The organism is Conexibacter sp. CPCC 205762, assembly GCF_030646155.1.
GTDB lineage: Bacteria > Actinomycetota > Thermoleophilia > Solirubrobacterales > Solirubrobacteraceae > Conexibacter.
The window spans coordinates 1-23,964 of record NZ_JAUTDN010000031.1; the positions used below are offsets into that span (position 1 = coordinate 1).

Here is a 23,964-nt window from a genome sequence, read left to right on the forward strand (position 1 = left end):
CGGGCGGGCGCGGTGCGGCGCCGGCCGGGCGCGGCGCGGCGGCCTCGCTCGACGCGGTCGCGTGCGCGGTCAGCAGCAGCACGCCGTACGCGGCGGTCGGGGGCAGCAGGCCGTCGTCGAGCAGGGCGGCGGCGGCCGCGGCGGGGTCGCCGTCGCGGCGGCCGACCAGCTGGGCGAGCAGCTCGCGTTCGCGTTCGCGCTCGCCGTGCTCCAGCCGGCGCAGGCGGAACAGCTCGACGCCGATGTCGTGCGCGGCCTCGACGGCGGTTGCCAGCTCAGGGTCGCTGAGCGCGGCCGGCTCGTCGATCAGCCACAGGTAGCCGAGCAGCGTGCCGTCGAAGCGGACCGGGACGCAGACGCGAGCGCCCATGCCGAGGTCGCCGTTGGCGGGGACGCGGACGACGCCGTCGGCCTCCGCCAGCCCGCGCGACTCCAGCCAGCGGGTCACCTCCGGCGGCGCGGCGCGCTGCAGGATCGAGTCGCGCCGGACGCGATCGACCTCGCCGACGTGCGAGGAGTAGGCGAGCGAGCGGAAGCGCCGGTCGTCGAGCCCGACCGGCCGCTCCAGCTCGGCGGCGAGCGCGTCGACGAGGCCGAGCAGCTCGTTCATCGGACCGCGTCCTCGCCCGCGTCGCGCGCCGATGCCGCCGCGTCCCCTGCCGAGCGGGCGGCGACCAGGGCGGGATGCTCGACCATCTCGACCGCGGCGGAGCCGGGCTCGATCATCGGGTAGAGGATCTCGCCGAGTGCGACGTGCACGTCGAGCACGGCGGCGCGGCCGCAGGCGAGCGCGGCGTCGAGCGCCGGCAGCAGCTCGGCCTCGCTGCGGACCGTCCAGGCGGCGGCGCCGAAGCCGCGCGCGACGGCGGCGCAGTCGGTCGGTCTGGAGAGGTCGACGTGCGAGCGGCGCGACTCGTAGAACTGCTGCTGCCACTGGTCGACCATGCCGAGCACCTGGTTGTTCAGGATCACGATCAGCACCGGCAGCTCCGCGACGACCGCGGTCGCCAGCTCCTGCGCGGTCATCTGGAACGAGCCATCGCCGTCGACGCAGACGACCGCTGCGCCAGGCCGCGCCGCCTTCGCCCCGACCGCGGCTGGGGTGCCGAACCCCATCGTCCCGTGACCGCCCGAGGTGCAGAACGAACGTGTTCTCTCGCAGGCGAGGTATTGCATCGCCCACATCTGGTGCTGGCCGACGCCGGTCGTCCAGATGACGTCCTCGTGGCGCGCGTGGAGCGTGTCGCTGAGCAGCTCCAGCACCCGCTGCGGCTTCGGCGCCAGCTCGCGCGGCGCTTGCTCGTAGTGGAGCGGATGGCGCCGCTTCCACACGTCGACCTGCGTCAGCCAGGCGTTCGCGCCAGCATCTGCGGCAGCCGCGCCAGCATCTGCAACAGCCGAGCCGCGATCTGCGGCATCCGCGCCGGTGGGTGCGGCGATTGCGCCAGCGGGTGCGGCATCCGCGCCGGCCGGCGCGGCGACTGCGCCGGCGATCGCGGCGAGGGTGGCGCGGAGGGAGCCGACGATCGCGACGTCGGCGCGGCGGATCTTCGAGATCTCGCGCGGGTCGGCGTCGAGGTGGACGATCGCGGCGCCGGGGGCGAAGGCGTCGAGACGGCCGGTGACGCGGTCGTCGAAGCGAGCGCCGGCGGCGATCACGAGGTCGGCCTCGTTGAGCGTCAGGTTGGCGTGCTTGTGGCCGTGCATGCCGGGCGTGCCGGCCCACAGCGGGTGCGACTCCGGCAGCGCGCCCTTCGCCATCAGCGTCGTCACGACCGGGATCCGCGCCCGCTCCGCCAGCGCCCGCAGCTCGGCCGTCGCGTCGGCGTTGACGACGCCGCCGCCGGCGTACAGCACCGGGCGCCGCGCGTCCGCGATCAGCCCGGCGATCCGCGTCAGCGGTACCGCGCCCGGCTCCGGCTCGGGATCGCGTGAGCGAGGGGCGGCGTCATCGCGTGGGGCGGCGCCGGTGCGCGGCGCCGCGGCGGCACCCGTGCGCGAGGCGGCGGCGCGCGGCCCGGTGGCGCGCGCCGCGGCGGCGCTGTCGTTCGCACGGCCGGGCGCGACGTACTCGCACAGCGCCTCCTGCACATCGCGCGGGATGTCGACCAGCACGGGGCCGGGGCGGCCGGAGCGGGCGAGGCGGAAGGCGGCGTGAATCGTTGCGGCCAGCTCGCGCACGTCGCGGACCTGCCAGGCGCGCTTCACCAGCGGGCCGGCGACCGCGACGATGTCGCACTCCTGGAAGGCGTCGGTGCCGATCAGCTGCTGGCGCACCTGGCCGGTGACGCAGACCAACGGCGTCGAGTCCATCCGCGCGTTCGCGAGCGGCGTGACGAGGTTGGTCGCGCCCGGGCCCGAGGTCGCGAGCGCAACGCCGACCTCGCCCGACGCGCGCGCGTAGCCCTCGGCCATGTGGCCGGCGCCCTGCTCGTGCCGCGCGAGCACGTGACGGACGGTCGTGCCACGTGCGATCGCGTCGTAGAGCGGCAGGATCGCGCCGCCGGGCATGCCGAAGCAGACCTCGACGCCCTCCGCCTCGAAGGCGCGCAGGACGACGTCGGCGCCGTTGGCGGGGCGTACGTCGGTGGGGGCCGCGTCGGACGCGGCGGACGGCATGACGGTCATCGTGACCTCTGGTCGCGGAACGATTTCGGGCTGGCCAGCGGGTCGCCGGCGGCGAGGCTCACGCCGGCGTCGGGGCGGCCGGCGATGCCGCGCGCAGTGCGCGAGGCGGGCTTGAGGAGGCGTGACGAGACGCTGGCGACCGATTCCCCTAGCGGGGAATGCGCGCGCGGATCGCGATCGGCGCGAAGACGCTCGTGCGGGGCGCACGAGGGTCGATCGACCGCGGGCGGGAGCTGGAGCTGTGCTGAGCCACGGCGGTCATGCGCCGATCGTACGCCGCGGGCCAATTGAGCAGACGCGACAACTGTCGCGTCGTCACCGTGAGCGACGCAATTCCCTGTCGCAGTAGGCAAACAGAAAAACATTACGGTGCGTGAATCGACGCGACTGTGCCGGCAGTCACACATTGCCTTGACATCTCCACGGGGCGAGAAGATACTCGCCTTCGGATCCTGTATCCAGGATCCAATATCCGATCTGGGCACGCCGGCAGCGGTGCGTCCGGGGAAGGCGGCGCCGCCCGCGTGGGGCGCCTGAAGGGACCGGCGCCGAGGAGAGACGGCGCCGGGTAGGACTCCTGAAGTACGCCCCCCGCTTCGAAAGGACCCCGTGACCGAACAGCAGTCGACCGCGATCGCCTGGCGAGGACGGGTGCGGCTCGTGGACGAGGTCGCGGACGTCATCCGCGAGCGGATCTACGCGGGCACCTACGCGCCCGACGTGCCGCTGCGGCAGGAGCAGCTCGCGGCCGACCTGAACATCTCGCGCACGCCGCTGCGCGAGGCGCTGCGGATGCTGGAGACGGAGGGCCTCGTCAAGAACGAGCCCGGTCGCGGCGTCCGCGTCGTCTCGGTCGACGCGCCCACGCTGCTCGCCGGCTACGAGCTGCGCGAGGTGCTCGACGGGCTCGCCGCGCGGCTCTCGGCGCGGCACGCCACGCAGGAGGACCTCGACGTGCTCGAGGGCCACATCACGATCCAGCGCTCAGCGCTGGAGCAATCGGACGTCGGCGCCTACACGCGCGCCAACGTCGCCTTCCACGCCGCGATCGTCGCGATCGCCGGCAACGAGTTCCTCGCGGGCCAGCTCTCATTGATCCCGCTGACGGCCCAGGTCTTCACCCCCGCCCGGCGGATCGAGATGGTGCGCGCACGCGCCTCGGTCACCGAGCACGAGCGGATCGTCGCCGCGATCGCGGCGGGCGCGGAAGGAGACGCGGAAGCGGCCGCGCGCGCCCACATCCAGGTGACGATCGACCAGCTCAAGCGCAGCATCGCCGACGCCCCCGCCTGACCGAGCCGCACGAAACCGCACCACCGCTCACCGCACCCCGTTCCTCCCCGCACTCGCACCGCAGACCCAACGCTCCCCCGATGAAAGCCGGTACCCCGACCATGAGCGCCCTCCTCGTCGCCAGCGACATTGGCGGCACTTTCACCGACACGGTCACGATCGACGCCGACGGCGAGATCGGCCGCTACAAGGCGCCGACCGTCCCCGACGATCCGGCCCAGGGCGTGCTCGCCACGCTCGAGCTGGCGGCGAGCGAGCGCGGTCAGCAGCTCGACGAGCTGCTGCGGAGCATCACGCTGTTCGCGCACGGCACGACCGTCGCCACGAACGCGATGCTGGAGGGCAAGCGGGCGCCGGTTGGGCTGATCCAGACGCGCGGCTTCGGCGACACGGTGCCGATCATGCGCGGCTTCAAGTCGCTCGGCCTCGACGAGGACGCGGTCAAGAGCTTCCGCTCGCTGGTCAAGCAGGAGCTGGTCGTGCCGAAGCGGCTGATCGGCGAGGTGACCGAGCGCGTCGACTACAGAGGCCGCGTGATCACGCCGCTGGACGAGGCGGACGTGCGCGCGACCGTCCGCACGCTCAAGCAGCAGGGCGCCGAGACGTTCGCGGTCTCGCTGCTGTGGTCGTTCAAGAACGACAGCCACGAGCGCCGCGTCGCGCAGATCATCGAGGAGGAGGTCCCGGGCGCGCTGATCAGCCTCTCCTCCTCCCTCCTCCCCCGCCTCGGCGAGTACAAGCGCGCCGTCACGACGACGCTCAACGCGAGCCTGCGCCCCGTCCTGCGCAGAGCGGTCCGCAGCCTCGACGCGCGCCTGCGCGACGGCGGCCTCGACACCGAGCCGCTGCTGATGCAGTCGGGCGGCGGCCTCACGCCGATCTCCGAGATCGACGACCGCGCCGCCGCGACGGTCATGTCGGGCCCCGTCGGCGGCGTCGTCGCCTGCCAGTTCTACGGCGGCCTGCACGAGCAGAAGAACATCGTCGCGACCGACATGGGCGGCACCAGCTTCGAGGTCGGCCTGATCCTCGACGGCGAGGCGCACATCGCCAACTCCACCTGGGTCGGCCGCCACGAGATCGCGCTGCCGAGCGTGAGCGTCAGAACGGTCGGCGCCGGCTCCGGCTCGATCGCGAGCGTCGTCAACGGCGCGCTGAAGGTCGGCCCCGAGTCGGCCGGCGCCGTCCCCGGCTCGGCCTGTTACGGCCGCGGCGGCACGCGCCCGACGGTCGCCGACGCCGACGCCGTGCTCGGCTACCTCAACCCCGACAACTTCCTCGGCGGCCGCCTCACGCTCGACGTCGAGGCCGCGCGCGAGGCGATCCGCATCCACGTCGCCGAGCCGCTGGGCATGAGCGTCGAGGAGGCGGCGGAGGGGATCAAGACGATCGTCGACGCGCGCATGGCCGACCTGATCCGCGCCGCGACGATCAAACAGGGCTACGACCCGTCGGACTTCACGCTCTACGCCTACGGCGGCGCCGGCCCGACGCACGCCGCCTCCTACGGCCGCGAGCTGGGCATCGACGAGGTCGTCGTGCCGCTGACGGCGTCGGTCCACTCGGCCTTCGGCGTCGCCGCCGCGGACCTGATCCACACCGAGGAGATCTCCGACCCGATCCTCTCGCCCCCGGGCACCAGCGACCACGCCGCGGCGCTCGACCCGGCCGCCGTCGCCGCCCGCTTCGACCGCCTGACCGAGGCCGTCTACGCGGGCATGGAGCGGGCCGGCGCCAAGCATCGCGACCACGTCCGCCTGACGCGCTCGGTCGAGATGCGCTTCCGCTTCCAGATCAACGAGCTGACGGTGCCGGTCCCCAGCGGGCCGATCGACGCCGACGCGATCCGCGCGCTCGTGCGCCGCTTCATCGACAGCTACGAGGCCCGCTTCGGCGAGGGCTCGGCGTTCGAGGCGGCCGGGATCGAGATGACGACCTTCCGCGTCGTCGGCCGCAGCGCCGCGGCGAGACCGCAGCTGCGGGCCTTCGAGGGCACCGCCTCCAACGGCGCCGGCCCGCAGTCGAGCAGCCGCAGAGTGTTCGCCCACGGCGAGTGGCAGGACGCGACCGTCCTGCGCCACGAGGCGCTCAAGCCCGGCCTGGAGATCGACGGTCTCGCGATCGTCGAGATGAAGGACACGACGATCGTGATCGGCCCCGGCCAGCGCGGCACGGTCGACACGCACGGCTCCCTCGTCATCACGCTCGCACGCTGAATCCGGAGATCTGACCCATGAGCTCAATCGAGATCCCCCGCAAGGTCGACCCGATCACCGCCGAGGTGATCCGCCACCGCCTCTGGTCGATCAACGAGGAGGGCTCGCAGACGATGACGCACGTCTCGGGCTCCCCGGTCGTGCACGCGACCGACTACAACTTCGGCATCTACGCCGCCGACGGCGAGATGGCCGTGATCGGCGTCTACCTGCTGGTGCCGATCTACACCGGCTACATGGCGATCCAGGAGTTCCTGAACGGCTTCGACGACATCGCCGAGGGCGACGTCTTCATCGTCAACGACCCCTACAGAGCGGCCGAGCACCAGAACGACGTGCAGTTCTGCGCGCCCTTCTTCCACGACGGCGAGCTGATCGCCTGGATCGGCTGCATGGCCCACCAGGTCGACCTCGGCGGCATGGACGCCGGCTCCTGGTGCCCGACCGCGACCGACGTCTTCCAGGAGGGTCTGATGATCCCCCCGGGCCGGATCGTGCGGAAGGGCCAGGTCAACAGAGAGCTGTGGGACATCGTCGTCGCCAACTCGCGCATGCCCTCGGTCGTCTCCAACGACTTCACCGCCTTCCTCGCCGGCCTGAAGGTCTCCGGCGAGCGTCTCACCGAGCTGTGCGCCCGCTACGGCGGCGAGACCGTCAAGGCGGTCATGTCGCAGTCGATCGAGGGCTCTGAGCGAGGCCTGCGCGAGCTGCTGGAGACGCTCCCCGACGGCACCTTCGAGCACACCTCGTACCTCGACCGGCCCAACACGCAGGGCGGCGACGGCGACGAGCTGGTGACGATCAACTGCAAGCTGACCAAGCGCGGCGACGAGCTGATCTTCGACTACGACGGCTCCGACGAGCAGTCGCCCGCCTACGGCATGGCGACCCGCGCCGGCACCGTCGGCGCGGTCGCGACGCTGATGCTGTGCCTGTTCGGCTCCGAGCTGCAGTGGAACCACGGCCTGATGCGGCCGGTCACGGTGAAGGCGCGCGACGGCCTCTGCGTCACCGCGCAGCCGCCGATGCCGGTCTCCGGCGGCGCCGCCGGCGCCAACTGGGTCGCGATGAACGCGGCCGCCGGCTGCATCGCGAAGATGGTCTCGTTCTCCGACCGCTACAAGGGCCTCGCGTTCGGCCCCGGCGACGGCTCGTGGCAGCTCGGCCAGTTCGGCGGCCTCAACCAGTACGGCGAGCCGTTCGCGGCGATGTACATGGACTCGCTGCTGTGGGGCGGGCCCGCCTTCGCCGACCGCGACGGCGTCGACTCCGGCGGCGCGATGGTGATCCTCGGCGGCGGCACGCAGGACGTCGAGCAGCACGAGGTCGGCCAGCCGCTGCTGTACCTGTGGCGGCGCGAGGTCGCCGACTCCGGCGGCGCCGGCCGCAACCGCGGCGGCAACGGGATCGAGTTCGCGCTCGTCCCCTACGACACCGGCGAGGTCTCGGGCGTGCTCGCCACGCACGGCACCGCGCTGCCCAACCGCACCGGCATCTTCGGCGGCTACCCGGGCTCGGTCGCCCGCTACGAGGCCGTCAGAGGCGTCGACGCGCTCGCCGAGCTGAAAGCCGGGCGGGCGATCGTCTCGCTCGAGCAGGCCGGCGGCGAGCACGTGATCCTGCCGGGCGTCACCGCCGGCGCGGTCATCAAGGAGGGCGAGATCGTCAACGTCCGCCTGCAGAACGGCGGCGGCTACGGCGACCCGCTCGACCGCGCGCCCGAGCGCGTCCTCGCGGACCTGCTCGACGGCGCCGTCTCGCCCGCGACCGCGCGCGACGTCTACGGCGTCGTCGCCGACGGCGAGCAGGTCGACGCCGCCGCGACGGAGGCCCGCCGCAGAGAGATCCGCGACGCGCGCCTGGCGGCGATGGAGCCGCCGAGCGCCGCGTCGGAGGAGGAGGCCGACGCCGCCGAGGGCGTCGGCGAGGTCGCGTGGGGCGACTCGCTCCGCTTCGAGCAGCGCGACGGCCGCGCGGTCGCCGACTGCGCCCACTGCGGCCACCAGCTCGGCCCGGTCGGCGGCGACTGGCGCAAGCGCGCCGGCCGCGTGACGCTCGGAGCCGCGCAGGTCAACCCGCTGATCACCGTGCACGAGCAGTTGGTCGTGCACCAGTACGTCTGTCCCTCGTGCGCGGCGTCGTTGTGGGTCGACGTCGAGCCGCAGGACGGCTCGCTGTGGCAGGACTTCGCTCTGAGAGCAGCCACGGCTTAATTCACGCGCCCCGCGAGGGGCTCAGGAGGAGAGAGATGTCACAACGCAGTGGTGCACTGCTCGCGGCGCTGGCCGCGGGCATGCTCGCCCTTGCCGGTTGCGGCTCCAGCGACGACAACTCGTCGTCGAGCAGCAGCGCCGGCGACAGCGGCAGCTCGACGAGCGCGAGCAGCAGCGGTGGCGAGAGCAAGAGCGGCGGCGGTCCCTACAAGATCGTCCTCAGCAACAACTACATGGGCAACGAGTGGCGCCCGCAGATGGTCAACGTCGCGAGATTCGTCGCGGACAGAATGAGCGACAAGGTCGACCTCGACGTGCGCATCTCCGACGCGACGCCGGCCGCGCAGATCCAGTCGCTGCAGTCGGTGATCCGCCAGAGACCGGACGCGATCATGATCGACGCCGCCTCGCAGACGGCGCTCAACCCGGTGCTGGAGCAGGCCTGCAAGCAGGGGATCCTCGTCTTCTCCTTCGACCAGGTCGTCTCGGCCGACTGCGCCTACAAGCGGCCGCAGGACTACGAGGCGCAGGCGACCGACGCCGTCAACTGGCTCGGCACGCAGCTGAGAGGCAGAGGCAAGATCCTGATGGACACCGGCCTCGCGGGCATCCCGCTGTCGGAGACGTACGTCAGAGTCTGGAGACAGGTGCTCGCGGACAGATACCCGGGCATCGAGGTCGTCGGCACGTTCGAGTCGCAGTACGCGCCGGGCCCGGAGCTGCAGGGCGTCTCCGCCCAGCTCGCGCGCAACCCGCAGATCGACGGCATCCTCTCGGGCGCGTACATCGCCTCCGACATCAAGGCGCTGGAGCAGGCCGGCCGGCCGATGGTCCCGATGACGGGCCTCGACTTCAACGGCGGCCAGAAGCAGTGCGAGGCGAGAAGACTGAAGTGCTTCTTCATCGGCGCGCCGGCGTTCGTCTCCGGGATGGCGATCGAGCGGATCGTCAGAGTCCTCGACGGCGGCGAGCAGCCCAGAGACGAGATCTACTGGGACACCAACTACGTCTCCGCCGCCGGTGACATCGACTTCGGCGCGACGCAGAGAGTCGAGCCGCTGAAGGACGGCGAGAACTACTACGCCGACGGCTCCGACTCGCTCGTGACGCCGATCACGTACGGCGACTGGGACATAACCGCCGAGGACGTGCTGGCGAAATGAGCGAAGCGCTGGAGATCACCGGCCTGCGCAAGAGCTACGGCCCCGTCGAGGTCTTGCGCGGCGTCGACCTGCATGCGCGCGCCGGTGAGATCCACGCGCTGCTGGGCGAGAACGGCGCCGGCAAGTCGACGCTGATCAAGGTCCTCTCGGGCGTGACCGGAGCCGGTGCCGGCACGGTCACGCTCGGGGGCCGCAGGCTGACGCTCGGCCGCCCGACCGCCTCGACGGCGGCGGGCGTGCGGACCGTCTTCCAGGAGCTGTCGACGATCCCGCAGCTGACCGTCGCCGAGAACCTGCTGTACGGCGCCGAGCCGCTGACGCCCTGGGGGCTGGTCAGCGGGCGGCGCCTGCGGGCGCAGGCACGCGAGCTGCTCGCTCGCTACGGCCTCGCCCGCATCGACGTGACGCGCCCGCTCGGCGAGCTTGCGCTCGGCGACCGCCAGCTGCTGGAGGTCGTCAAGGCGCTGCGCGAGCAGCCGAAGGTGCTGGTGCTCGACGAGGCGACCTCCGCCTTGTCGAGCGAGGACTCCGCCTGGGTGCTGGAGCAGGGCCGCCGCGCCGCCGACAACGGCGCGGTCGTGCTGCTGATCACCCACCGGCTCGCGGAGATGCGGGCGCATGCGGAGCGGCTGACCGTGCTGCGCGGCGGCGAGAGCGTGCTGTCCGGCGCGACCGCCGACTTCACTGACGACGAGCTGATCGTCGGGATGCTCGGGCGGCGGCTGGAGGTCCTCTACCCGCAGCGCAGCGGGGCGCCGGGCGACGCGTTGCTGGAGGCGAGCGGGCTCGCCGTCGGCGACCGCATCGGCCCGCTCGACCTGACCGTCCGCAGAGGCGAGGTGCTCGGCATCGGCGGCCTGCAGGGCCAGGGGCAGCGCGAGCTGCTGATGGCGCTCGGCGGGGCGTGCGGGTCGCGCGGGAGCGTGCGCCTGAGCGGCTCGCCGTACGCGGCCAGCTCGCCGAAGGCCGCGCTCGCGGCCGGCGTCGCGCTCGTGCCCGAGGACCGCCAGCGGGAGGGCCTCTTCCTCCAGCAGCAGGTCCGCGACAACATCACGATCGCCTCGCTGCGGGCGCTGACGCGGCCCGGCGGGCTGCTCGACGCCGGCAAGGCCGAGGCCGCCGCGCGCGAGCAGGCCGTGCAGGTCGGCGTCGCGACCGATCGCCTCGGCACCGTCGTCTCGGCGCTGTCCGGCGGCAACCAGCAGAAGGTCGTGCTCGGCAAGGCGCTGCTGGCGAGACCGTCGGTGCTGCTGCTGCACGACTGCACGCGCGGCGTCGACGTCGGCACCAAGGCCGACATCTTCGCGCTGATCGCGGAGCTGGCCGACCGCGGCGTCGCCGTCGTCTTCTACTCCAGCGACCTGTCGGAGCTGGTCCACGTCTGCGACCGCGTCGCGGTGATGGCCGAAGGCCGGATCGTCGGCGAGGTCGCCGCTGACGCGCTGACCGAGCAGGCGATCCTGCGGCTCGCGGTCGGCGTCACCCCCACCCGCACGGAGGTCGCCGCATGAGCACCGCCTCTCCCCCCTTGGAGCGCGCGCCGCGCGGCGCGCGCCTGTCGCTGCCGCGGATCCCGCTCGGGACCGCCGCGACCGCGCTGCTGCTGCTCGTGCTGTTCGTCGTCGACCTCAACGTCCAGCCGGGCCTGTGGGACGTCGACCAGCTCGGCATGCTCGTGCAGACCGCGCTGCCGCTCGTCTTCGTCGCCGCCGCGCAGACGCTCGCGCTGCTGGTGCGCGGGATCGACCTCTCCGTCGGAGGCGTCTTCGCGATCGCGAACACGATGACCGCCGTCTGGGTCGGCGCCGACGGCGGCTGGCTGATGCTGATCGCAGTGTTGGCCGTCGGCCTCGCCGCGGGCGCGGTCAACGGCCTGCTGATCTCGTACCTGAACTTCCAGCCGTTCATCGCGACGCTCGGCACCTGGACCGCCTACTCCGGCATCGCGCTGATGATCCTGTCGACCGACGGCGGGATGGTCCCGACGGTGCTGAGCGACATGCTCTACGCGAGCTGGCTCGGGATCCCGTCGTCGTTCTGGATCGTGCTGATCGCCTTCCTGCTGTGGCGGATCCTGCGCGCCAGCCGCTTCGGCCACCAGCTGCTCGCGGTCGGCGACGACGAGGAGCGCGCGCGCCTCAACGGCACGCCGGTCAGACGCGTGCGGCTGCTCGTCTACGCGCTCGCCGGCGCCTGCGCCGCGGCCGGCGGGATCATGCTCGCCGGCGTCACCTCGACCGGCTCGCCGACCTCGGGCGACGGCTACATCCTGCTGTCGATCTCCGCCGTCGTGATCGGCGGCACCAGTCTCGCCGGCGGCAGAGGCGGCTTCGGCCTCTCGCTGATGGGCGTCTTCTCGCTGACGCTGATCAGCGACATCGTCACCGGCGCCAACCTCGACGTGTGGGTCTCCGTCGCCGCCTCGGCAGTGCTGCTGCTGGTGATGGTGACGATCCGCGCGCTCGCCGACCGCCGCACGGCAAGGAGCGCAGCATGAGCCGCCTGCGCGGACACGTCTCCGTCTCGACCGCATCGGCCTTCGGGCTGTGCGCGGTCCTGTTCCTGATCGCGACGATCCACTCGTCCGGCTTCGCCAGCGGCGGCAACGTCCGCCAGCTGCTCGTCTTCTCCGCCTTCATCGGCTTCGCCGCGCTCGGCCAGACGGTCGTCGTGCTCAGCGGCGGGCTCGACCTGTCGGTGCCGTGGCTGATGGCCTTCGGCGGGATCCAGCTGTCGCACTGGGCCGGCGACGGGATGCCGGGCGGGGTCGCGATCGCGCTGGTCGTGCTGGCCGGCGCGGCGATCGGCCTCGTCAACGGCGTCGGCGTCGCCTGGCTGCGGCTGCCGCCGATCATCATGACGCTCGCGATGGGCGGCCTCGTGCAGGCCTACCTGCTGTCGCTCGGCGTGCTCAACACGGGCGGCTCGGGCGTCCCCCACGCCGCCGAGGCGGCCGCCTCGGACCGGATCGGGCCGATACCGGTCGTCGCGCTGGTGTGGCTCGTCGTCGCGATCGGGATCGGGATCGTGCTGGCGCGCAGCGCCGCCGGCCGCCGCGTCTACGCGGTCGGCGCCAACGACGAGGTCGCGCGCCTCTCCGGCATCGACGTCGGCCGCGTGCGGCTGGCGGCCTACGCCCTGTCGGGCGCATCGGCGGCCTTCGCCGGCGTCATCCTGGCGGGATACGTCGGCTCGACCTACCTCGACATCGGCGCCCCGTACCTGTTCGCCTCGATCGCCGCCGTGATCGTCGGCGGCGCGTCGATCATGGGCGGACGGGGCACCTACTGGGGGACGGTCGCGGGCGCTCTCACGCTCACCGTCCTGTCCGCCATGCTGCCCCTCTTCCACCTGAGCGACGCCGGCCTGAAGGTCGTCTACGGCGTCGTGATCCTGGCCGGCGTCTGGCTCTCGCAGTCGGGCGGCGCGCTCGTCGCGCGGCTGCGCCAGCGCTCCTCCTCTCCCACCCCCGCATCGCCTGAGGTGAAGTCCGTTGAACCCTGACACCGTCTCCCCCGCCGCGCGGCCCGTGCCGCGCGGCGTCCCCGGCCGCCTCGACGGCCGCGTCGCGATCGTCACCGGCGCCGGCTCCGGCATCGGCCGCGCGACCGCGCTGCGGCTCGCCGCCGAGGGCGCCTCCGTCGTCGCCTCCGACCTGTCCGCCGACGCCGCCGCCGAGACGGCCGCGCTGATCGGCGACAGCGCGCTCTCGTGCCAGGCCGACGTGACCGACGGCGAGGCCGTCGAGCGGCTGGTCGCGACGACCGTCGCGACCTTCGGCGGCGTCGACGTCTTTCACAACAACGCCGGGATGGCGCAGGCGGCCAAGCCGCTCGGCGACGTCGCGCGCGCCGAGTGGGATCGCCTGATCGCGGTCAATCTGACGGCCTTCTTCGTCGGCGCCCAGGCGGTCGCGCCGGCGATGCGGGCGCGCGGCGGCGGCTCGATCGTCGTCACCGCGTCGACCTCCGCCGTCCACCCGCGCGCCGGGCTGAGCGCCTACGCGGCGGCGAAGAGCGGGGTGCTCGGGCTCACGCGCGCGCTGGCGCTGGAGCTGGCGGCCGACCAGATCCGCGTCAACGCGATCAACCCGGTCGCGGTCAGAACGCCGATGCTGAGCGAGTTCAGACTCGCGGCCGACGAGGAGCTGTTCGACAAGCTCGCGACGACGATCCCGCTCGGGACGGCGATCGACGCCGAGGACGTCGCGGCCGCGGTCGCCTACCTCGCCTCCGACGACGCCCGCTACGTGACCGGGATCGCTTTGAACGTCGACGGCGGGCGGGACCTGTGAGCGCCCTGTCGGAGCAGTTCGACGTCGTCGACCCGGCCACGCGGCAGCCGTTCGCGTCGTTGAAGGAGTTCACCGCCGCCGAGGTCGACGCGGTCGTGCGGGCCGCGTGGGAGGCGCAGCGCTCCTCCGCCGACTGGCGCGTGCCGGTCAAGCGCGGGTCGGCGCTGCTGCGCCTGGCGCGGCTGATCGAGCGCGACGGCGAGCGGCTCGCGCAGCTGGAGATGCGCGACACCGGCAAGCCGCTCGCGCAGGCGCGCGGCGACGTCGCCGTGACCGTCCGCTACCTGGAGTTCTACGCCGGCGCGGCCGACAAGCTCGAAGGCCGGCAGATCCCGCTCGGGCCGGACACGATCGACTACACCGTGCGCGAGCCGTGGGGCGTCTGCGGCCAGGTGATCCCCTGGAACTATCCGCTGCAGATGATCACGCGCGTCGCCGCACCGGCGCTGGCGGTCGGCAACGCGGTCGTCGTCAAGCCGTCCGAGCTGGCGTCGCAGACGCCGCTGGAGTGGGCGCGGCTGGCGGTCGAAGCGGGCGTGCCCGAAGGCATGGTCGGGATCGTCACCGGGCACGGCGCCGCCGGGGCCGCGGTCGTCGAGCACCCGCTGGTGTCGCACGTGACCTTCGTCGGCTCGGCCGCGACCGGCTCGCGCGTCGCGCACGCCTGCGCCGACCGGCTCGTGCCGGTCGAGCTGGAGCTGGGCGGCAAGTCGCCGAACGTCGTCTTCGCCGACGCCGACCTCGACAGAGCGGTGCCGGCGATCGTGAAGTCGCTGATCCAGAACGCCGGGCAGTCGTGCTCGGCCGGCTCGCGGCTGCTCGTGCACGCTTCCATCGCCGACGAGCTGGTCGAGCGGGTGGGCGATGCGATGCGCGCCCTGCGGATCGGGCCGGGTGCTGACGATCCCGACCTCGGCCCGCTGGTCGCCGAGCGCCAGCTCGACAACGCGCTGCGGATGCTCGACACGGCGCGCTCCGAGGGCGCCTCGGTGGTGAGCGGCGGGGCGCGGCCGGCCGGCTTCGAGGACGGCTGGTACCTCGAGCCGACGCTCGTGACCGGCGTCGCGCCGGGGATGGAGCTGTTCCGCGAGGAGGTCTTCGGGCCGGTGCTGGCGACGACCGTCTTCGAGTCCGACGAGGAGGCGATCGCTTTGGCGAACGACTCGCCGTACGGCCTCGTCGCCGGCGTCTGGACGCGCGACCTCTCGCGCGCCCACCGCGTCGCGGGCGCCGTCCAGGCCGGGCAGGTGTTCGTCAACTCCTACGGCGTCGCCGGCGGCGTCGAGATCCCGTTCGGCGGCATGAAGCGTTCCGGCTACGGACGCGGCAAGGGGATGGACGCGATGTACGCGTACACCCAGGTCAAGAACGTGTGCATCGCGCTCTGAGATGGGCTGGAGGCTGTGATGGAGGCAGGTAGAACGCTGCGCGTCGCGGTGATCCGCGGCGACGGCATCGGCCCGGAGGTCGTCGCGGCGGCGCTGCCGGCGATCTGCGACGCGGCCGCGCACGACGGCGTCGCGGTCGTCTGCGAGGAGCTGGACTGGGGCGGCGAGCGGCTGCTGCGGACCGGCGCCGCGATGCCGCCGGACGCGCTGGACCTCGTCCGCGCCCACGACGCGATCCTGTTCGGCGCGATCGGCCACCCGCAGATCGACCCGGCCGAGTCGGTCTGGTCGCTGGTGCTGCCGCTGCGCAAGGGGCTGGAGCTGTACGCCAACCTGCGCCCGGTCGTCGGCTGGGACGGGCTCTGGTCGCCGGCGCGCGAGGGTGTCGAGGTCGACTTCCTCGTCGTGCGCGAGAACACCGAGGGCGAGTACAGCGGGATCGGCGGCCGCGCCCACGCCGGCACGCCGCTGGAGGTCGCGACCGAGGTCGCCGTCCACTCGCGGCCTGCGATCGAGCGGATCGCGCGCTGCGCGTTCCTGCATGCGCGCGAGCGGGGCCAGCTGCTGACGCTGGCGACGAAGTCGAACGTCAACCGCCATGGCTACGGCCTCTGGGACGAGGTCGTCTTCGAGCTGGGCGCGCGCGAGTTCCCGGACGTGGCGCTGGAGAAGAACTACGTCGACGCGCTGGCGACGCGGATGGTCGCGCGGCCGGAGTCGCTCGGCGTCGTGCTGGCCGGCAACCTCTTCGGCGACATCCTCTCCGACCTCGGCGCCCCCTTTGCCGGCGGGCTCGGGATGGTGCCGTCGGCCAACGTCGCCCCGGGCCTCGACGTGCCGGGCTTCTTCGAGCCGGTCCACGGCTCCGCGCCCGACATCGCCGGCAAGGGCGTCGCCAACCCGTTGGCGACGGTGCTGAGCGGCGCGATGCTGCTGCGCGAGAACGGCTGCCCCGCCGGCGCCGGCGCGCTGGAGACGGCCGTCGCCGCGGCGATCCGCGACGGCGCCGTCACCGCCGACCTCGGCGGCCGCGCCACCACCGCTGAGGCCGGCGAGGCCGTCCGCGCCGCCCTCCCCGCCGCCGTCACCCCCTGAGGCGGCCGGAGCCCCGGTCGTTTGCTGTCGATAGACGACAGCAAACGACCGGGGATGCCCTCGTCAGCTCAGCGGTAGCGCAGGTGGTAGCGACCGTTGCGGTCGCGGTTGGAGCACGAGTAGCCGTAGCGGTTGTAGTCGCGCTCATACGCCCGCGCGCAGAACTGCCCGGCCGCGATGCATCTCGACTGCCCGCCGATCGTCGCGCGCTTGCAGGCGATCTGCGCCTGCGGCGCATCGTTGCCGGCGAGCACGCTCGACGGCGTCGCCGCGCCGAACGCGAGCGTCGCGGCAGCCGCCGCGGCAAGAAGCTTCTTCACCCTGTCCCCTTTTCCCTGGTCTGACTGACGCGGGTCACTGTACCCTCCACCACCGATGGCCGGGATCGGAGTGCTGCGTGAGGGTCCGCTCCATGCGGCGGTGAAGGAGCTGCTGGCGGTGCCGGGGGACGTCGCCGAGGTGAGGGTCGGCAGATGGGTGATCGACCTGGTGCGGGCCGACGGGGAGCTGGTCGAGGTGCAGACCGGCGGCTTCGGGCCGCTGGCGCCGAAGCTCGACGGGCTGCTCGACGACCATCGCGTGCGGATCGTCCACCCGGTCGCGGCGGAGCGGCGGATCGTGCGGGTCGGGGAGGGCGGCGAGGTGCTGTCGGCGCGCAGATCGCCGCGGCGGGCGACGGTCGTGGAGATCTTCGACAAGCTCGTCACGTTCCCGTCGCTGCTCGCGCATCCGAACCTCACGATCGAGGTGCTGCTGACGCGTGAGGACCACATCCGCGGCCCGGAGCCGATCAGACGCCGCCGGCGCACGCGCGATCCGGGGCAGCGGCGGCTGGTCGACGTGATCGAGCGGGTCGAGCTGCGGCAGCCGGCCGACGTGCTGAGCGCGCTGCCGCCGCTCCCCGGCGAGCCGTTCACGACGCGCGAGCTGGCGAGCGCGCTGCGCTGCCCGACGATGCTCGCGCAGCGGACCGTCTACTGCCTCAAGCTGATGGAGCTGGTCGAGCCGGCCGGCAAGCGCGGCCGCGCGCCGCTGCACCGGCTCGTCTGACCCGCAAGCGTCCGCGCGCCCGCCCCGCGCCACGGGTGATCGCTGCCGCCGCGCAAACGGGGATACTCAGCAGCGTGAGCGAGGAGAGCGAGCCTGGTCGTGTGCCTGAACGCAACGTGCTCGGGAGCGATCTGGAACCGTGCGGGACGGATCCGCTGACCGGCTTCTATCGCGACGGCTGCTGCACGACCGGTCGCGACGACCTCGGCTCGCACACGATCTGCGCCGTCGTCACAGCCGATTTCCTCGACCACCAGGCGTCGATCGGCAACGACCTGCGCACCGCCGTCCCGGCCTACCGCTTCCCCGGCCTCAGACCGGGCGACCGCTGGTGCGTCACCGCCGCCAACTGGCTGCGCGCCCACGCCGACGGCGCCGCCGCCTTCGTCGTGCTCGCCTCGACGCACGAGCGGGCGCTGGAGATCGTCCCGCTGCACGCGCTGCGCGAGCACGCCGTCGACGTGCCCGCGGACGCGAGCAGCTTGCTCGACTGAGCCGCCGCCGCGCTCAGCGCAGCCCGGCGTCGACGAGCCACTGCCACGCCTGCGCCTGGTCGACGACCGCGACGCCGAGTCTCGCCGCCTTGTCGGTCTTCGCGGCGCCGACGTCGGCGCCGGCGATCAGGTAGGTCGTCGCTCTGGAGACCGACGAGGCGGAGGTCGCGCCGGCCTGCTCCAGCAGGCGGACCAACGCCGGGCGCGGGACCTTCTGGCCCGAGTCGGGATCGGAGAAGCCGCCGGTGACGACGACCGTCGCGCCCTTCAACGGCGTCTCGGCCGCCTCGGCGACGTCGACCGGCCTGTCCTCCTCGCGCACGTCGAGGGAGACGCCGGCCGCGCGCAGCGCCGCGATCTCGGCGCGGACCTCCTCGCGCGCGAAGTAGGCCACGAGCGACGCGGCGACCTTCGGGCCGATGTCGCGGATCGCCTCCAGCTGCTCGGCGCTCGCCTCCGCGATCTGCTCGATCCGCTCGAAGCCCGCCAGGCAGAGCCGCTTCGCGACGCCCTCCGACGCCATCGGGATCGCGAGCCCGATCAGCGCCCGCCGCAGCCCGAGGCCGCGCGATCCGTCGATCCCGGCGACGAACGCGGCGGCCGAGGTCTCGCCCATCCGCTCGTACTCGATCAGTCTCTCGGCGGTGATCGCGTAGAAGTCCGACGGCCGCTCCAGCACGCCGTCGTCGGCGAGCTTCTCGATCCAGGTCGTGCCGACGCCCTCCATGTCGGCGGCGTGGCGCGAGGCCCAGTGGATCAGCCGCCGCACCGCCTGCGCCGGGCACTGCAGGTTCTCGCACCACAGCTCCTCGCCGGTCCCCTTCACGACCAGCTCGGTGCCGCACGACGGGCAGTCGGCCGGGAACTCGATCTCCTGCTCCTCGCCCGTCCGTCTGTCGGCGAGCGAGCCGGCGATGAACGGGATCACGTCGCCGCGGCGCATGATCCGGACGGTGTCGCCGACGCGGATGTCGCGCTCGCGCACGAGCCGCGGGTTGTGCAGCGAGGCGAACGTGACGGTCGTGCCGCCGACGAAGACCGGCTCGACCTCGGCGCGCGGCACGACGCGGCCGATCTTGCCGACCGGGAAGGTGACGCGCAGCAGTCTCGTCGTGCGCTCCTCGGCCGGGTACTTCCAGGCGAGCGCGCCGCGCGGGGCGGCGGCGTTGGCGCCGGCCGCCTCGAAGGCGCGCAGCGCGGCCAGCCGGACGACCGCGCCGTCGATGTCGAAGTCGTATCTGTCGCGGCGCGAGGCGATCACCGCGATCGCGCCGCGGACGCCGCCGGCGTCGGCCGCCTCCAGCACGTCCGGCAGCTCGAAGCCGAGCGCGCCCATCTTCCTGAAGACGTCGCCGCCGTCGTCCTCGGCCCCCTCGACGAACATGTCGAAGGCGCGGAAGCGCAGCGTGCGGCCGTTCTCGACGCACGCCTGCGGCGACTTGTGGACGAGCGTACCCGCCGCCGCGTTGCGCGGGTTGACGAGCGGTCTGTCCGGGTGCGTGTCGTTGTAGGCGTCGAAGACCGAGCGCAGCATCACCGCCTCGCCGCGGACCTCGACGCGGCCGGGCGCGTCGATGCTGAGCGGCACGCCGAGCACGACCAAGCGCGCCTTCTCGGTCACGCGCTCGCCGTCGCGGCCGTCGCCGCGCGTGGCGACGTACTCCAGCGCGCCGTCCTGGTAGGCGAACGCGAGGCTGATGCCGTCGAGCTTCGGCGTGACGCGGAATGTCTGGCCGGGGAAGCGGGCGCAGAAGGCGTCGAGCTGCTCGTCGGTCGTCGCCTTCTCCAGCGACAGCATCGGCCGGCTGTGGCGGATCGTCTGCCCGGCGACCAGCTCAGGCGCCCACGGCCGCTCCAGCGGGTTGTCGTCGAGGACCAGCTCCGGGTTGGCGTCGAGCAGCTCCTGCAGCGCCCGCTCGAGCGCGTCGTAGTCGGCGTCCGGGATCTCCGGGACGGCCTTCGCGTAGAGCGCCCGGTGGTGCTCGATCTGCGCGACGAGGTCGCGCGCCTGCTGCTCGACGTCAGTGGACACGCCGGGAAGATAGGTCATGCAGACGCAGACCGCCTCCCGGCGCGGAACTCATCGCGCGACGTCGCGCAGCGACACCAGCCGCCCGGCGATCAGCGTCGCCAGCACCGTCGCCGCGAGGATCGTCGAGGCGAGCGCGTTGATCGCCGGCGTCACGCCCGTGCGCAGGCCGCCGAAGATCACGACCGGGACCGTCTGGTCGCCGCCGTTGACGAACAGGCTGATGATGAACTCGTCGGCCGAGGTCGCGATCGACAGCAGCGCCGCCGAGACGATCGCCGGCGCGATCAGCGGCAGCAGCACGCGCGCGAACGCCTGCGGGCCGCTCGCGCCGAGGTCGCGCGCGGCCTCCAGCATCGACAGGTCGAGGTTCTGCAGCCGCGCGCCGATCAGCGCGATCACGAGCGGCAGCGTCACGATGATGTGGCCGACGATCACCGCCTGCAGCGACAGCTCGAAGCCGATGCGGGTGAAGAACGACAGCAGCGCGACGCCGATGAACAGCGCTGGCACGACCATCGGGACGACGAAGAAGCCGGCCAGCACGGCGGTGATCCGGCGCGGCAGCCGCACCAGCGCGAGCGCCGCGGCGGTGCCGGCGACGACCGAGCAGGAGGCGCTGATGAGCGCGACCTGGAGGCTGTTGCGGAGCGCGTCGGTGTACTCGACGTTGGTGAAGATCTCGCGATACCAGGACAGCGTCAGGCCCTTGATCGGCGGGCCGGCCGCGGCCGAGTCGTTGAACGAGAACAGCACGACGCAGACGACCGGCGCGAACAGGAACGTCAGCAGCGCGCCGACGAACAGCCACGCGAGGATCGGCGGACGTCTCATCGCAGCACCTTTCCGCCGACGAAGCGGACGATCCCGATGATCGTCAGCGACACCAGCAGCGTCGTGAACGCGAGCGCGGCGCCGCGCGGGAAGTTGTAGTCGGTCTGGAAGGTGTCGGTGATGACGACGCCGACCATCGTGCCGTTGGCGCCGCCGACCAGCTGCGGGACGACGTAGTCGCCGGCCGCCGCCAGGAACGCGAGCGCCCACGAGAAGAAGATCCCGGGCCAGGCGAGCGGCGCGGTCACGCGCCAGAAGGTCCCCCAGCTGCCGCAGCCGAGGTCGCGCGCCGCCTCGATCTCCGCGTCTCTGACGTTCTGCAGCGCTGCGTAGACCGGCAGCACCGCGAGCGGGATCAGGAAGTTGGCGAGCACGACGATCGCGGCGCCGCGGTTGAACAGCAGGAACGACAGCGGCTCGCTCGTGATCCCGAGCCCTCTCAGCGCCGAGTTGACGATCCCGGAGTCGCCCAGCAGCGTCCGCCAGGCGTAGACCCGCACGAGGTAGCCGCTGAACATCGCGATCACGACCGCGAACAGCAGCGGCTCCTGCCAGCGCCGCAGCTTGAAGCGCAGCGTGTGCGCGAAGGCGAACGCGAGCCCGGCCGACAGCAGCGAGGCGCCGCCGGCGATCTTGATCGTGTTCCACAGCAGGCGGCGGTAGGAGTCGTCGGTCAGCGCCTGCTTGTAGGCGTCGAGATTCCACTCCGCGACGATCTCGTAGTCTCTGACGCGCCACAGCGAGTAGAGGAAGAAGACGACCAGCGGCGCCAGCAGGAAGAAGGCGACGAAGGCCGTCGCGGGGCCGACCTGGAGGCCGAGCGCGAGCGCTCTGCGCCCGCCGGCGCCGAGTCGCCGCCGCCCGCCCGGCCCCTGCCCGCGCCGCCCGCCGCGCGCGGCCGTCGCGCCGGGGCGCGCCTCGGTGACGCTCATGCGGGCGCCCCGTCGGGCGGCAGGACGCGCGTCGCGGCGGCGCCGAAGCAGGCCAGCACGCGCTCGCCCTCGGCGATCCCGTCGGCCTCCGCGCGCGACAGCTCGGCCGTCAGCACGACCTCCTCGGCGACGCGCACGTGCGCGCGCACGAGGTTGCCGAGGAAGACGATCCGCTCGACCGTCCCCGGCAGGCCGTTCTCGGCCTCGCCGGCCGCCTGGCCGGGCCGCTGCAGCGCGATCCGCTCGGGCCGGATCGAGACGATCGCCGGGCCGGCCGCGGGCGTCGTGGCGCCGGGCGCGACGTGCAGCACGCCGGCCTCGGTCGTGACCGTCGCGAGCGCGCCGACGTGGCCGTCGACGACGCCGTCGAGCAGGTTCGCCTCGCCGACGAAGTCGGAGACGAAGACGTTCGCCGGCTGGTCGTAGACCTCGCGCGGCGAGCCGCCCTGGACGATCCGCCCGCCGTTCATCAGCACGATCCGGTCGGACATCGTCAGCGCCTCCTCCTGGTCGTGCGTGACGAACACGAAGGTCGTGCCGAGCTGCTCCTGGATCCGCCGCAGCTCCAGCTGCATCGTCTTGCGCAGCTTCAGGTCGAGCGCCGCCAGCGGCTCGTCGAGCAGCAGCACCTCGGGGCGGCCGACGAGCGCGCGCGCCAGCGCGACGCGCTGCGACTGGCCGCCGGAGAGCTGCGTCGCCTTGCGCTCCTCGACGCCGGAGAGGCGCACCAGCTCGAGCATCTCGCGGACGCGCTCGGCGCGCTCGCGCTTGGGCACTCTCGCGATCGCGAGCGGGAAGGCGATGTTGTCGAAGACGCTCTTGTGCGGGAACAGCGCGTAGCTCTGGAAGACCGTGTTGACGTTGCGCTTGTTCGGCGGCAGCGCGTCGACCGTCTCGCCGTTGATCGCGACCGTGCCGGCGTCCTGCGTCTCGAAGCCGCCGATGATCCGCAGCAGCGTCGTCTTGCCGCAGCCGCTGGGGCCGAGCAGGGAGATGAACTGGCCGCGCTCGACGTGCAGCGAGCAGCCGGCGAGCGCGCTGTAGGAGCCGAAGCTCTTGCGCACGTCGTCGATCGCGATCGCCGGCGCGCCCGCGGCCGCCGGGATGCTCCCGGCGGCCGTCTCGCGCTCTTCCACGACGGTGTTCACGCGGCCGCTATGCGGGCCCATGCGTCGTTCCAGTCGGTCGGGGTGGTGAAGCCCTTGTCGGGCTGCGGGTACTGGAAGATCGGGGCCGCCCCGCCGCCGATGTTGTCGCCTCTGTAGCCGTAGAGCGCGACGTTGGAGCTGTCGACTCTCGCGATCGCGGCCTCGTTGACGGTCGCGTTGCCGGAGGAGTCGGCCATCGCGGTCTGCGCCGCGGTGCTGAGCATGAAGTCGATCAGCGCGTAGGTCGCGTCGAGGTTCGGCGCGTCTCTGGCGATCACGTACGTGTCGATCCAGGTCGAGCCGCCGTCGCTCGGGATGATCGACTTGGCCTCGTCGGCGTTGCGCTGGTTGACGAGCGCCGAGGTGCCGAACCAGGTGCCGCTGCCGGTCACCCAGATGTCGCCGGTCGACAGCAGCTGCGCCATGTCGGACGGGTCGCCGGTGATCGTGCGGACCTGCGTCTTCTTCAGCTTGATGACGTAGTCGGTGACCTCGGCCAGCTGCGGCTTGGTCAGCGTCGTCATGTCGTAGCCGAGCACCGCCGGCCAGATCTCGAACGTCGGCCCGGGACCCTCCGGCAGCAGCACCTTGCCCTTCAGCTCCGGCCGCAGGATGTCTCTCCACGAGGTCGGCGCGGTCTTCAGCTTGGTCGTGTTGTAGACCATCCCGTCGAAGCCCCACGCGACCGGGATCGCGTACGCCTTGCCGTCGACGGTGCCGGCGGTTCTGATCGCGTCCTTCATCGCCGGGACCATCAGGTCGGCGTTTCTGAGCCGGTCGAAGTCGATCGGCTGCAGCAGACCGGCGCGCACGAGCTGCTCGGTGTAGGCGATGTTCGGCGTCGCGAGGTCGATCTTGCCGAGGCCGCCGGCCTTCAGGCGCGAGAAGATCTCCTCGTTGGTCGCCAGCCGCTGGTTGGCGATCTTGACGCCGTGTCTGCCGGTGAACGGTCTCAGCACGCCGGCGTCGAGGTAGCTGCCCCACGCCATCGCCGTGACCGTCCCGCCGATCTCACCGCTGCCGCCGCTGCCGCCGCTCGCGCCGCTGTCGGCGTCCGACGAGCCGCACGCCGACAGCAGGCTGCCGCCGAGTCCCGCGGCAAGGGCAGTACCGCCGATCCGGCGGACGAACTGACGCCGGTCGAGCTTTGTCTCCATGGGCACCCACGCTCTCCTTTACGACTGGTC

The 23,964-nt window shown here is 72.7% G+C and carries 19 protein-coding genes and 1 pseudogene; 12 read left to right on the forward strand and 8 right to left on the reverse strand.

Annotated elements, in window-relative coordinates; genetic code table 11:
• Together Q7L73_RS20225 and Q7L73_RS20230 are read right to left on the reverse strand one after the other, a co-directional pair.
• Positions 1 to 610 (reverse strand): annotated as a pseudogene (locus Q7L73_RS20225) (CdaR family transcriptional regulator); the annotation flags it as partial.
• On the reverse strand, positions 607 to 2,619 hold the full coding sequence (locus tag Q7L73_RS20230) for a thiamine pyrophosphate-dependent enzyme (protein WP_304715626.1): 2,013 nt from the start codon (positions 2,617 to 2,619) through the stop codon (positions 607 to 609). The pseudogene Q7L73_RS20225 and the gene Q7L73_RS20230, both read right to left, overlap by 4 nt.
• 618 nt (positions 2,620 to 3,237) lie before the next feature.
• Between Q7L73_RS20230 and Q7L73_RS20235 the strand changes: the two genes are divergently transcribed.
• From Q7L73_RS20235 to Q7L73_RS20280, 10 genes are all read left to right on the forward strand, one after another.
• Positions 3,238 to 3,921, forward strand: coding sequence for a GntR family transcriptional regulator (locus Q7L73_RS20235; RefSeq protein WP_304692100.1), 684 nt, complete (start codon positions 3,238 to 3,240; stop codon positions 3,919 to 3,921).
• Positions 3,922 to 4,022: 101 nt separating this feature from the next.
• Positions 4,023 to 6,137, forward strand: coding sequence for a hydantoinase/oxoprolinase family protein (locus tag Q7L73_RS20240; RefSeq protein ID WP_304692098.1), 2,115 nt, complete (start codon positions 4,023 to 4,025; stop codon positions 6,135 to 6,137).
• 17 nt (positions 6,138 to 6,154) lie between these two features.
• Positions 6,155 to 8,350 (forward strand): hydantoinase B/oxoprolinase family protein, encoded by a 2,196-nt coding sequence (locus Q7L73_RS20245; protein WP_304692096.1) that lies wholly within the window; start codon positions 6,155 to 6,157, stop codon positions 8,348 to 8,350.
• A 35-nt stretch (positions 8,351 to 8,385) separates the two neighbouring features.
• Positions 8,386 to 9,513 carry a substrate-binding domain-containing protein gene (locus Q7L73_RS20250; protein WP_304692094.1) on the forward strand — a complete coding sequence of 376 codons (1,128 nt, stop codon included), beginning with the start codon at positions 8,386 to 8,388 and terminating at the stop codon, positions 9,511 to 9,513.
• Positions 9,510 to 11,024: a sugar ABC transporter ATP-binding protein gene (locus Q7L73_RS20255; RefSeq protein WP_304692092.1), complete on the forward strand. Its 1,515-nt coding sequence runs from the start codon at positions 9,510 to 9,512 to the stop codon at positions 11,022 to 11,024. Before Q7L73_RS20250 ends, Q7L73_RS20255 begins: the two co-directional genes overlap by 4 nt.
• Complete coding sequence (locus Q7L73_RS20260; RefSeq protein ID WP_304692089.1) at positions 11,021 to 12,010, forward strand: ABC transporter permease; 990 nt, start codon at positions 11,021 to 11,023, stop codon at positions 12,008 to 12,010. Before Q7L73_RS20255 ends, Q7L73_RS20260 begins: the two co-directional genes overlap by 4 nt.
• A complete protein-coding gene (locus Q7L73_RS20265) occupies positions 12,007 to 13,017 on the forward strand; it encodes an ABC transporter permease (RefSeq protein ID WP_304692086.1) in 1,011 nt (336 codons plus the stop codon). The genes Q7L73_RS20260 and Q7L73_RS20265 overlap by 4 nt, the downstream gene beginning before the upstream one ends.
• Positions 13,007 to 13,807 carry an SDR family NAD(P)-dependent oxidoreductase gene (locus tag Q7L73_RS20270; RefSeq protein WP_304692084.1) on the forward strand — a complete coding sequence of 267 codons (801 nt, stop codon included), beginning with the start codon at positions 13,007 to 13,009 and terminating at the stop codon, positions 13,805 to 13,807. Before Q7L73_RS20265 ends, Q7L73_RS20270 begins: the two co-directional genes overlap by 11 nt.
• A complete protein-coding gene (locus Q7L73_RS20275) occupies positions 13,804 to 15,195 on the forward strand; it encodes an aldehyde dehydrogenase family protein (protein WP_304692082.1) in 1,392 nt (463 codons plus the stop codon). Before Q7L73_RS20270 ends, Q7L73_RS20275 begins: the two co-directional genes overlap by 4 nt.
• A gap of 18 nt (positions 15,196 to 15,213) precedes the next feature.
• The gene (locus Q7L73_RS20280; protein ID WP_304692080.1) at positions 15,214 to 16,290 is read left to right on the forward strand and encodes an isocitrate/isopropylmalate dehydrogenase family protein; all 1,077 of its coding nucleotides are present in this window, start codon (positions 15,214 to 15,216) and stop codon (positions 16,288 to 16,290) included.
• Positions 16,291 to 16,358: 68 nt separating this feature from the next.
• Here the strand turns inward: Q7L73_RS20280 and Q7L73_RS20285 are convergent, their stop codons facing one another.
• Positions 16,359 to 16,610, reverse strand: coding sequence for a hypothetical protein (locus Q7L73_RS20285; protein ID WP_304692079.1), 252 nt, complete (start codon positions 16,608 to 16,610; stop codon positions 16,359 to 16,361).
• Between the two features lie 55 nt (positions 16,611 to 16,665).
• Between Q7L73_RS20285 and Q7L73_RS20290 the strand changes: the two genes are divergently transcribed.
• Entirely contained in the window at positions 16,666 to 17,340 is a 675-nt protein-coding gene (locus Q7L73_RS20290) for a hypothetical protein (RefSeq protein ID WP_304692077.1), read from the forward strand.
• 101 nt (positions 17,341 to 17,441) lie between these two features.
• On the forward strand, positions 17,442 to 17,834 hold the full coding sequence (locus tag Q7L73_RS20295; RefSeq protein WP_304692075.1) for a DUF2237 family protein: 393 nt from the start codon (positions 17,442 to 17,444) through the stop codon (positions 17,832 to 17,834).
• A 13-nt stretch (positions 17,835 to 17,847) separates the two neighbouring features.
• Here the strand turns inward: Q7L73_RS20295 and ligA are convergent, their stop codons facing one another.
• Genes ligA through Q7L73_RS20320 form a run of 5 tightly spaced genes read right to left on the reverse strand, consistent with a single transcriptional unit; the run spans position 17,848 to position 23,934 of the window.
• Positions 17,848 to 19,884 carry an NAD-dependent DNA ligase LigA gene (gene ligA / locus Q7L73_RS20300; RefSeq protein ID WP_370552420.1) on the reverse strand — a complete coding sequence of 679 codons (2,037 nt, stop codon included), beginning with the start codon at positions 19,882 to 19,884 and terminating at the stop codon, positions 17,848 to 17,850.
• A 30-nt stretch (positions 19,885 to 19,914) separates the two neighbouring features.
• A complete protein-coding gene (locus tag Q7L73_RS20305; protein WP_304692071.1) occupies positions 19,915 to 20,697 on the reverse strand; it encodes an ABC transporter permease in 783 nt (260 codons plus the stop codon).
• Entirely contained in the window at positions 20,694 to 21,629 is a 936-nt protein-coding gene (locus Q7L73_RS20310; protein ID WP_304692069.1) for an ABC transporter permease, read from the reverse strand. The genes Q7L73_RS20305 and Q7L73_RS20310 overlap by 4 nt, the downstream gene beginning before the upstream one ends.
• A complete protein-coding gene (locus Q7L73_RS20315; protein ID WP_304692067.1) occupies positions 21,626 to 22,777 on the reverse strand; it encodes an ABC transporter ATP-binding protein in 1,152 nt (383 codons plus the stop codon). Before Q7L73_RS20315 ends, Q7L73_RS20310 begins: the two co-directional genes overlap by 4 nt.
• Entirely contained in the window at positions 22,774 to 23,934 is a 1,161-nt protein-coding gene (locus Q7L73_RS20320) for a PotD/PotF family extracellular solute-binding protein (RefSeq protein WP_304692104.1), read from the reverse strand. The genes Q7L73_RS20315 and Q7L73_RS20320 overlap by 4 nt, the downstream gene beginning before the upstream one ends.
• Positions 23,935 to 23,964: the final 30 nt, after the last annotated feature.

What these genes read in the sequence shown, in the direction of transcription:
- Q7L73_RS20240 (WP_304692098.1), top strand. Translation starts at nt 4,023, where the DNA reads ATGAGCGCCCTCCTCGTCGCCAGCGACATTGGCGGCACTTTCACCGAC.
- Q7L73_RS20260 (WP_304692089.1), top strand. Translation starts at nt 11,021, where the DNA reads ATGAGCACCGCCTCTCCCCCCTTGGAGCGCGCGCCGCGCGGCGCGCGC.
- Q7L73_RS20265 (WP_304692086.1), top strand. Translation starts at nt 12,007, where the DNA reads ATGAGCCGCCTGCGCGGACACGTCTCCGTCTCGACCGCATCGGCCTTC.
- ligA (WP_370552420.1), bottom strand. Translation starts at nt 19,884, where the DNA reads ATGACCTATCTTCCCGGCGTGTCCACTGACGTCGAGCAGCAGGCGCGC.
- Q7L73_RS20230 (WP_304715626.1), bottom strand. Translation starts at nt 2,619, where the DNA reads ATGCCGTCCGCCGCGTCCGACGCGGCCCCCACCGACGTACGCCCCGCC.
- Q7L73_RS20280 (WP_304692080.1), top strand. Translation starts at nt 15,214, where the DNA reads ATGGAGGCAGGTAGAACGCTGCGCGTCGCGGTGATCCGCGGCGACGGC.
- Q7L73_RS20245 (WP_304692096.1), top strand. Translation starts at nt 6,155, where the DNA reads ATGAGCTCAATCGAGATCCCCCGCAAGGTCGACCCGATCACCGCCGAG.
- Q7L73_RS20320 (WP_304692104.1), bottom strand. Translation starts at nt 23,934, where the DNA reads ATGGAGACAAAGCTCGACCGGCGTCAGTTCGTCCGCCGGATCGGCGGT.
- Q7L73_RS20290 (WP_304692077.1), top strand. Translation starts at nt 16,666, where the DNA reads ATGGCCGGGATCGGAGTGCTGCGTGAGGGTCCGCTCCATGCGGCGGTG.
- Q7L73_RS20255 (WP_304692092.1), top strand. Translation starts at nt 9,510, where the DNA reads ATGAGCGAAGCGCTGGAGATCACCGGCCTGCGCAAGAGCTACGGCCCC.
- Q7L73_RS20250 (WP_304692094.1), top strand. Translation starts at nt 8,386, where the DNA reads ATGTCACAACGCAGTGGTGCACTGCTCGCGGCGCTGGCCGCGGGCATG.
- Q7L73_RS20310 (WP_304692069.1), bottom strand. Translation starts at nt 21,629, where the DNA reads ATGAGCGTCACCGAGGCGCGCCCCGGCGCGACGGCCGCGCGCGGCGGG.
- Q7L73_RS20305 (WP_304692071.1), bottom strand. Translation starts at nt 20,697, where the DNA reads ATGAGACGTCCGCCGATCCTCGCGTGGCTGTTCGTCGGCGCGCTGCTG.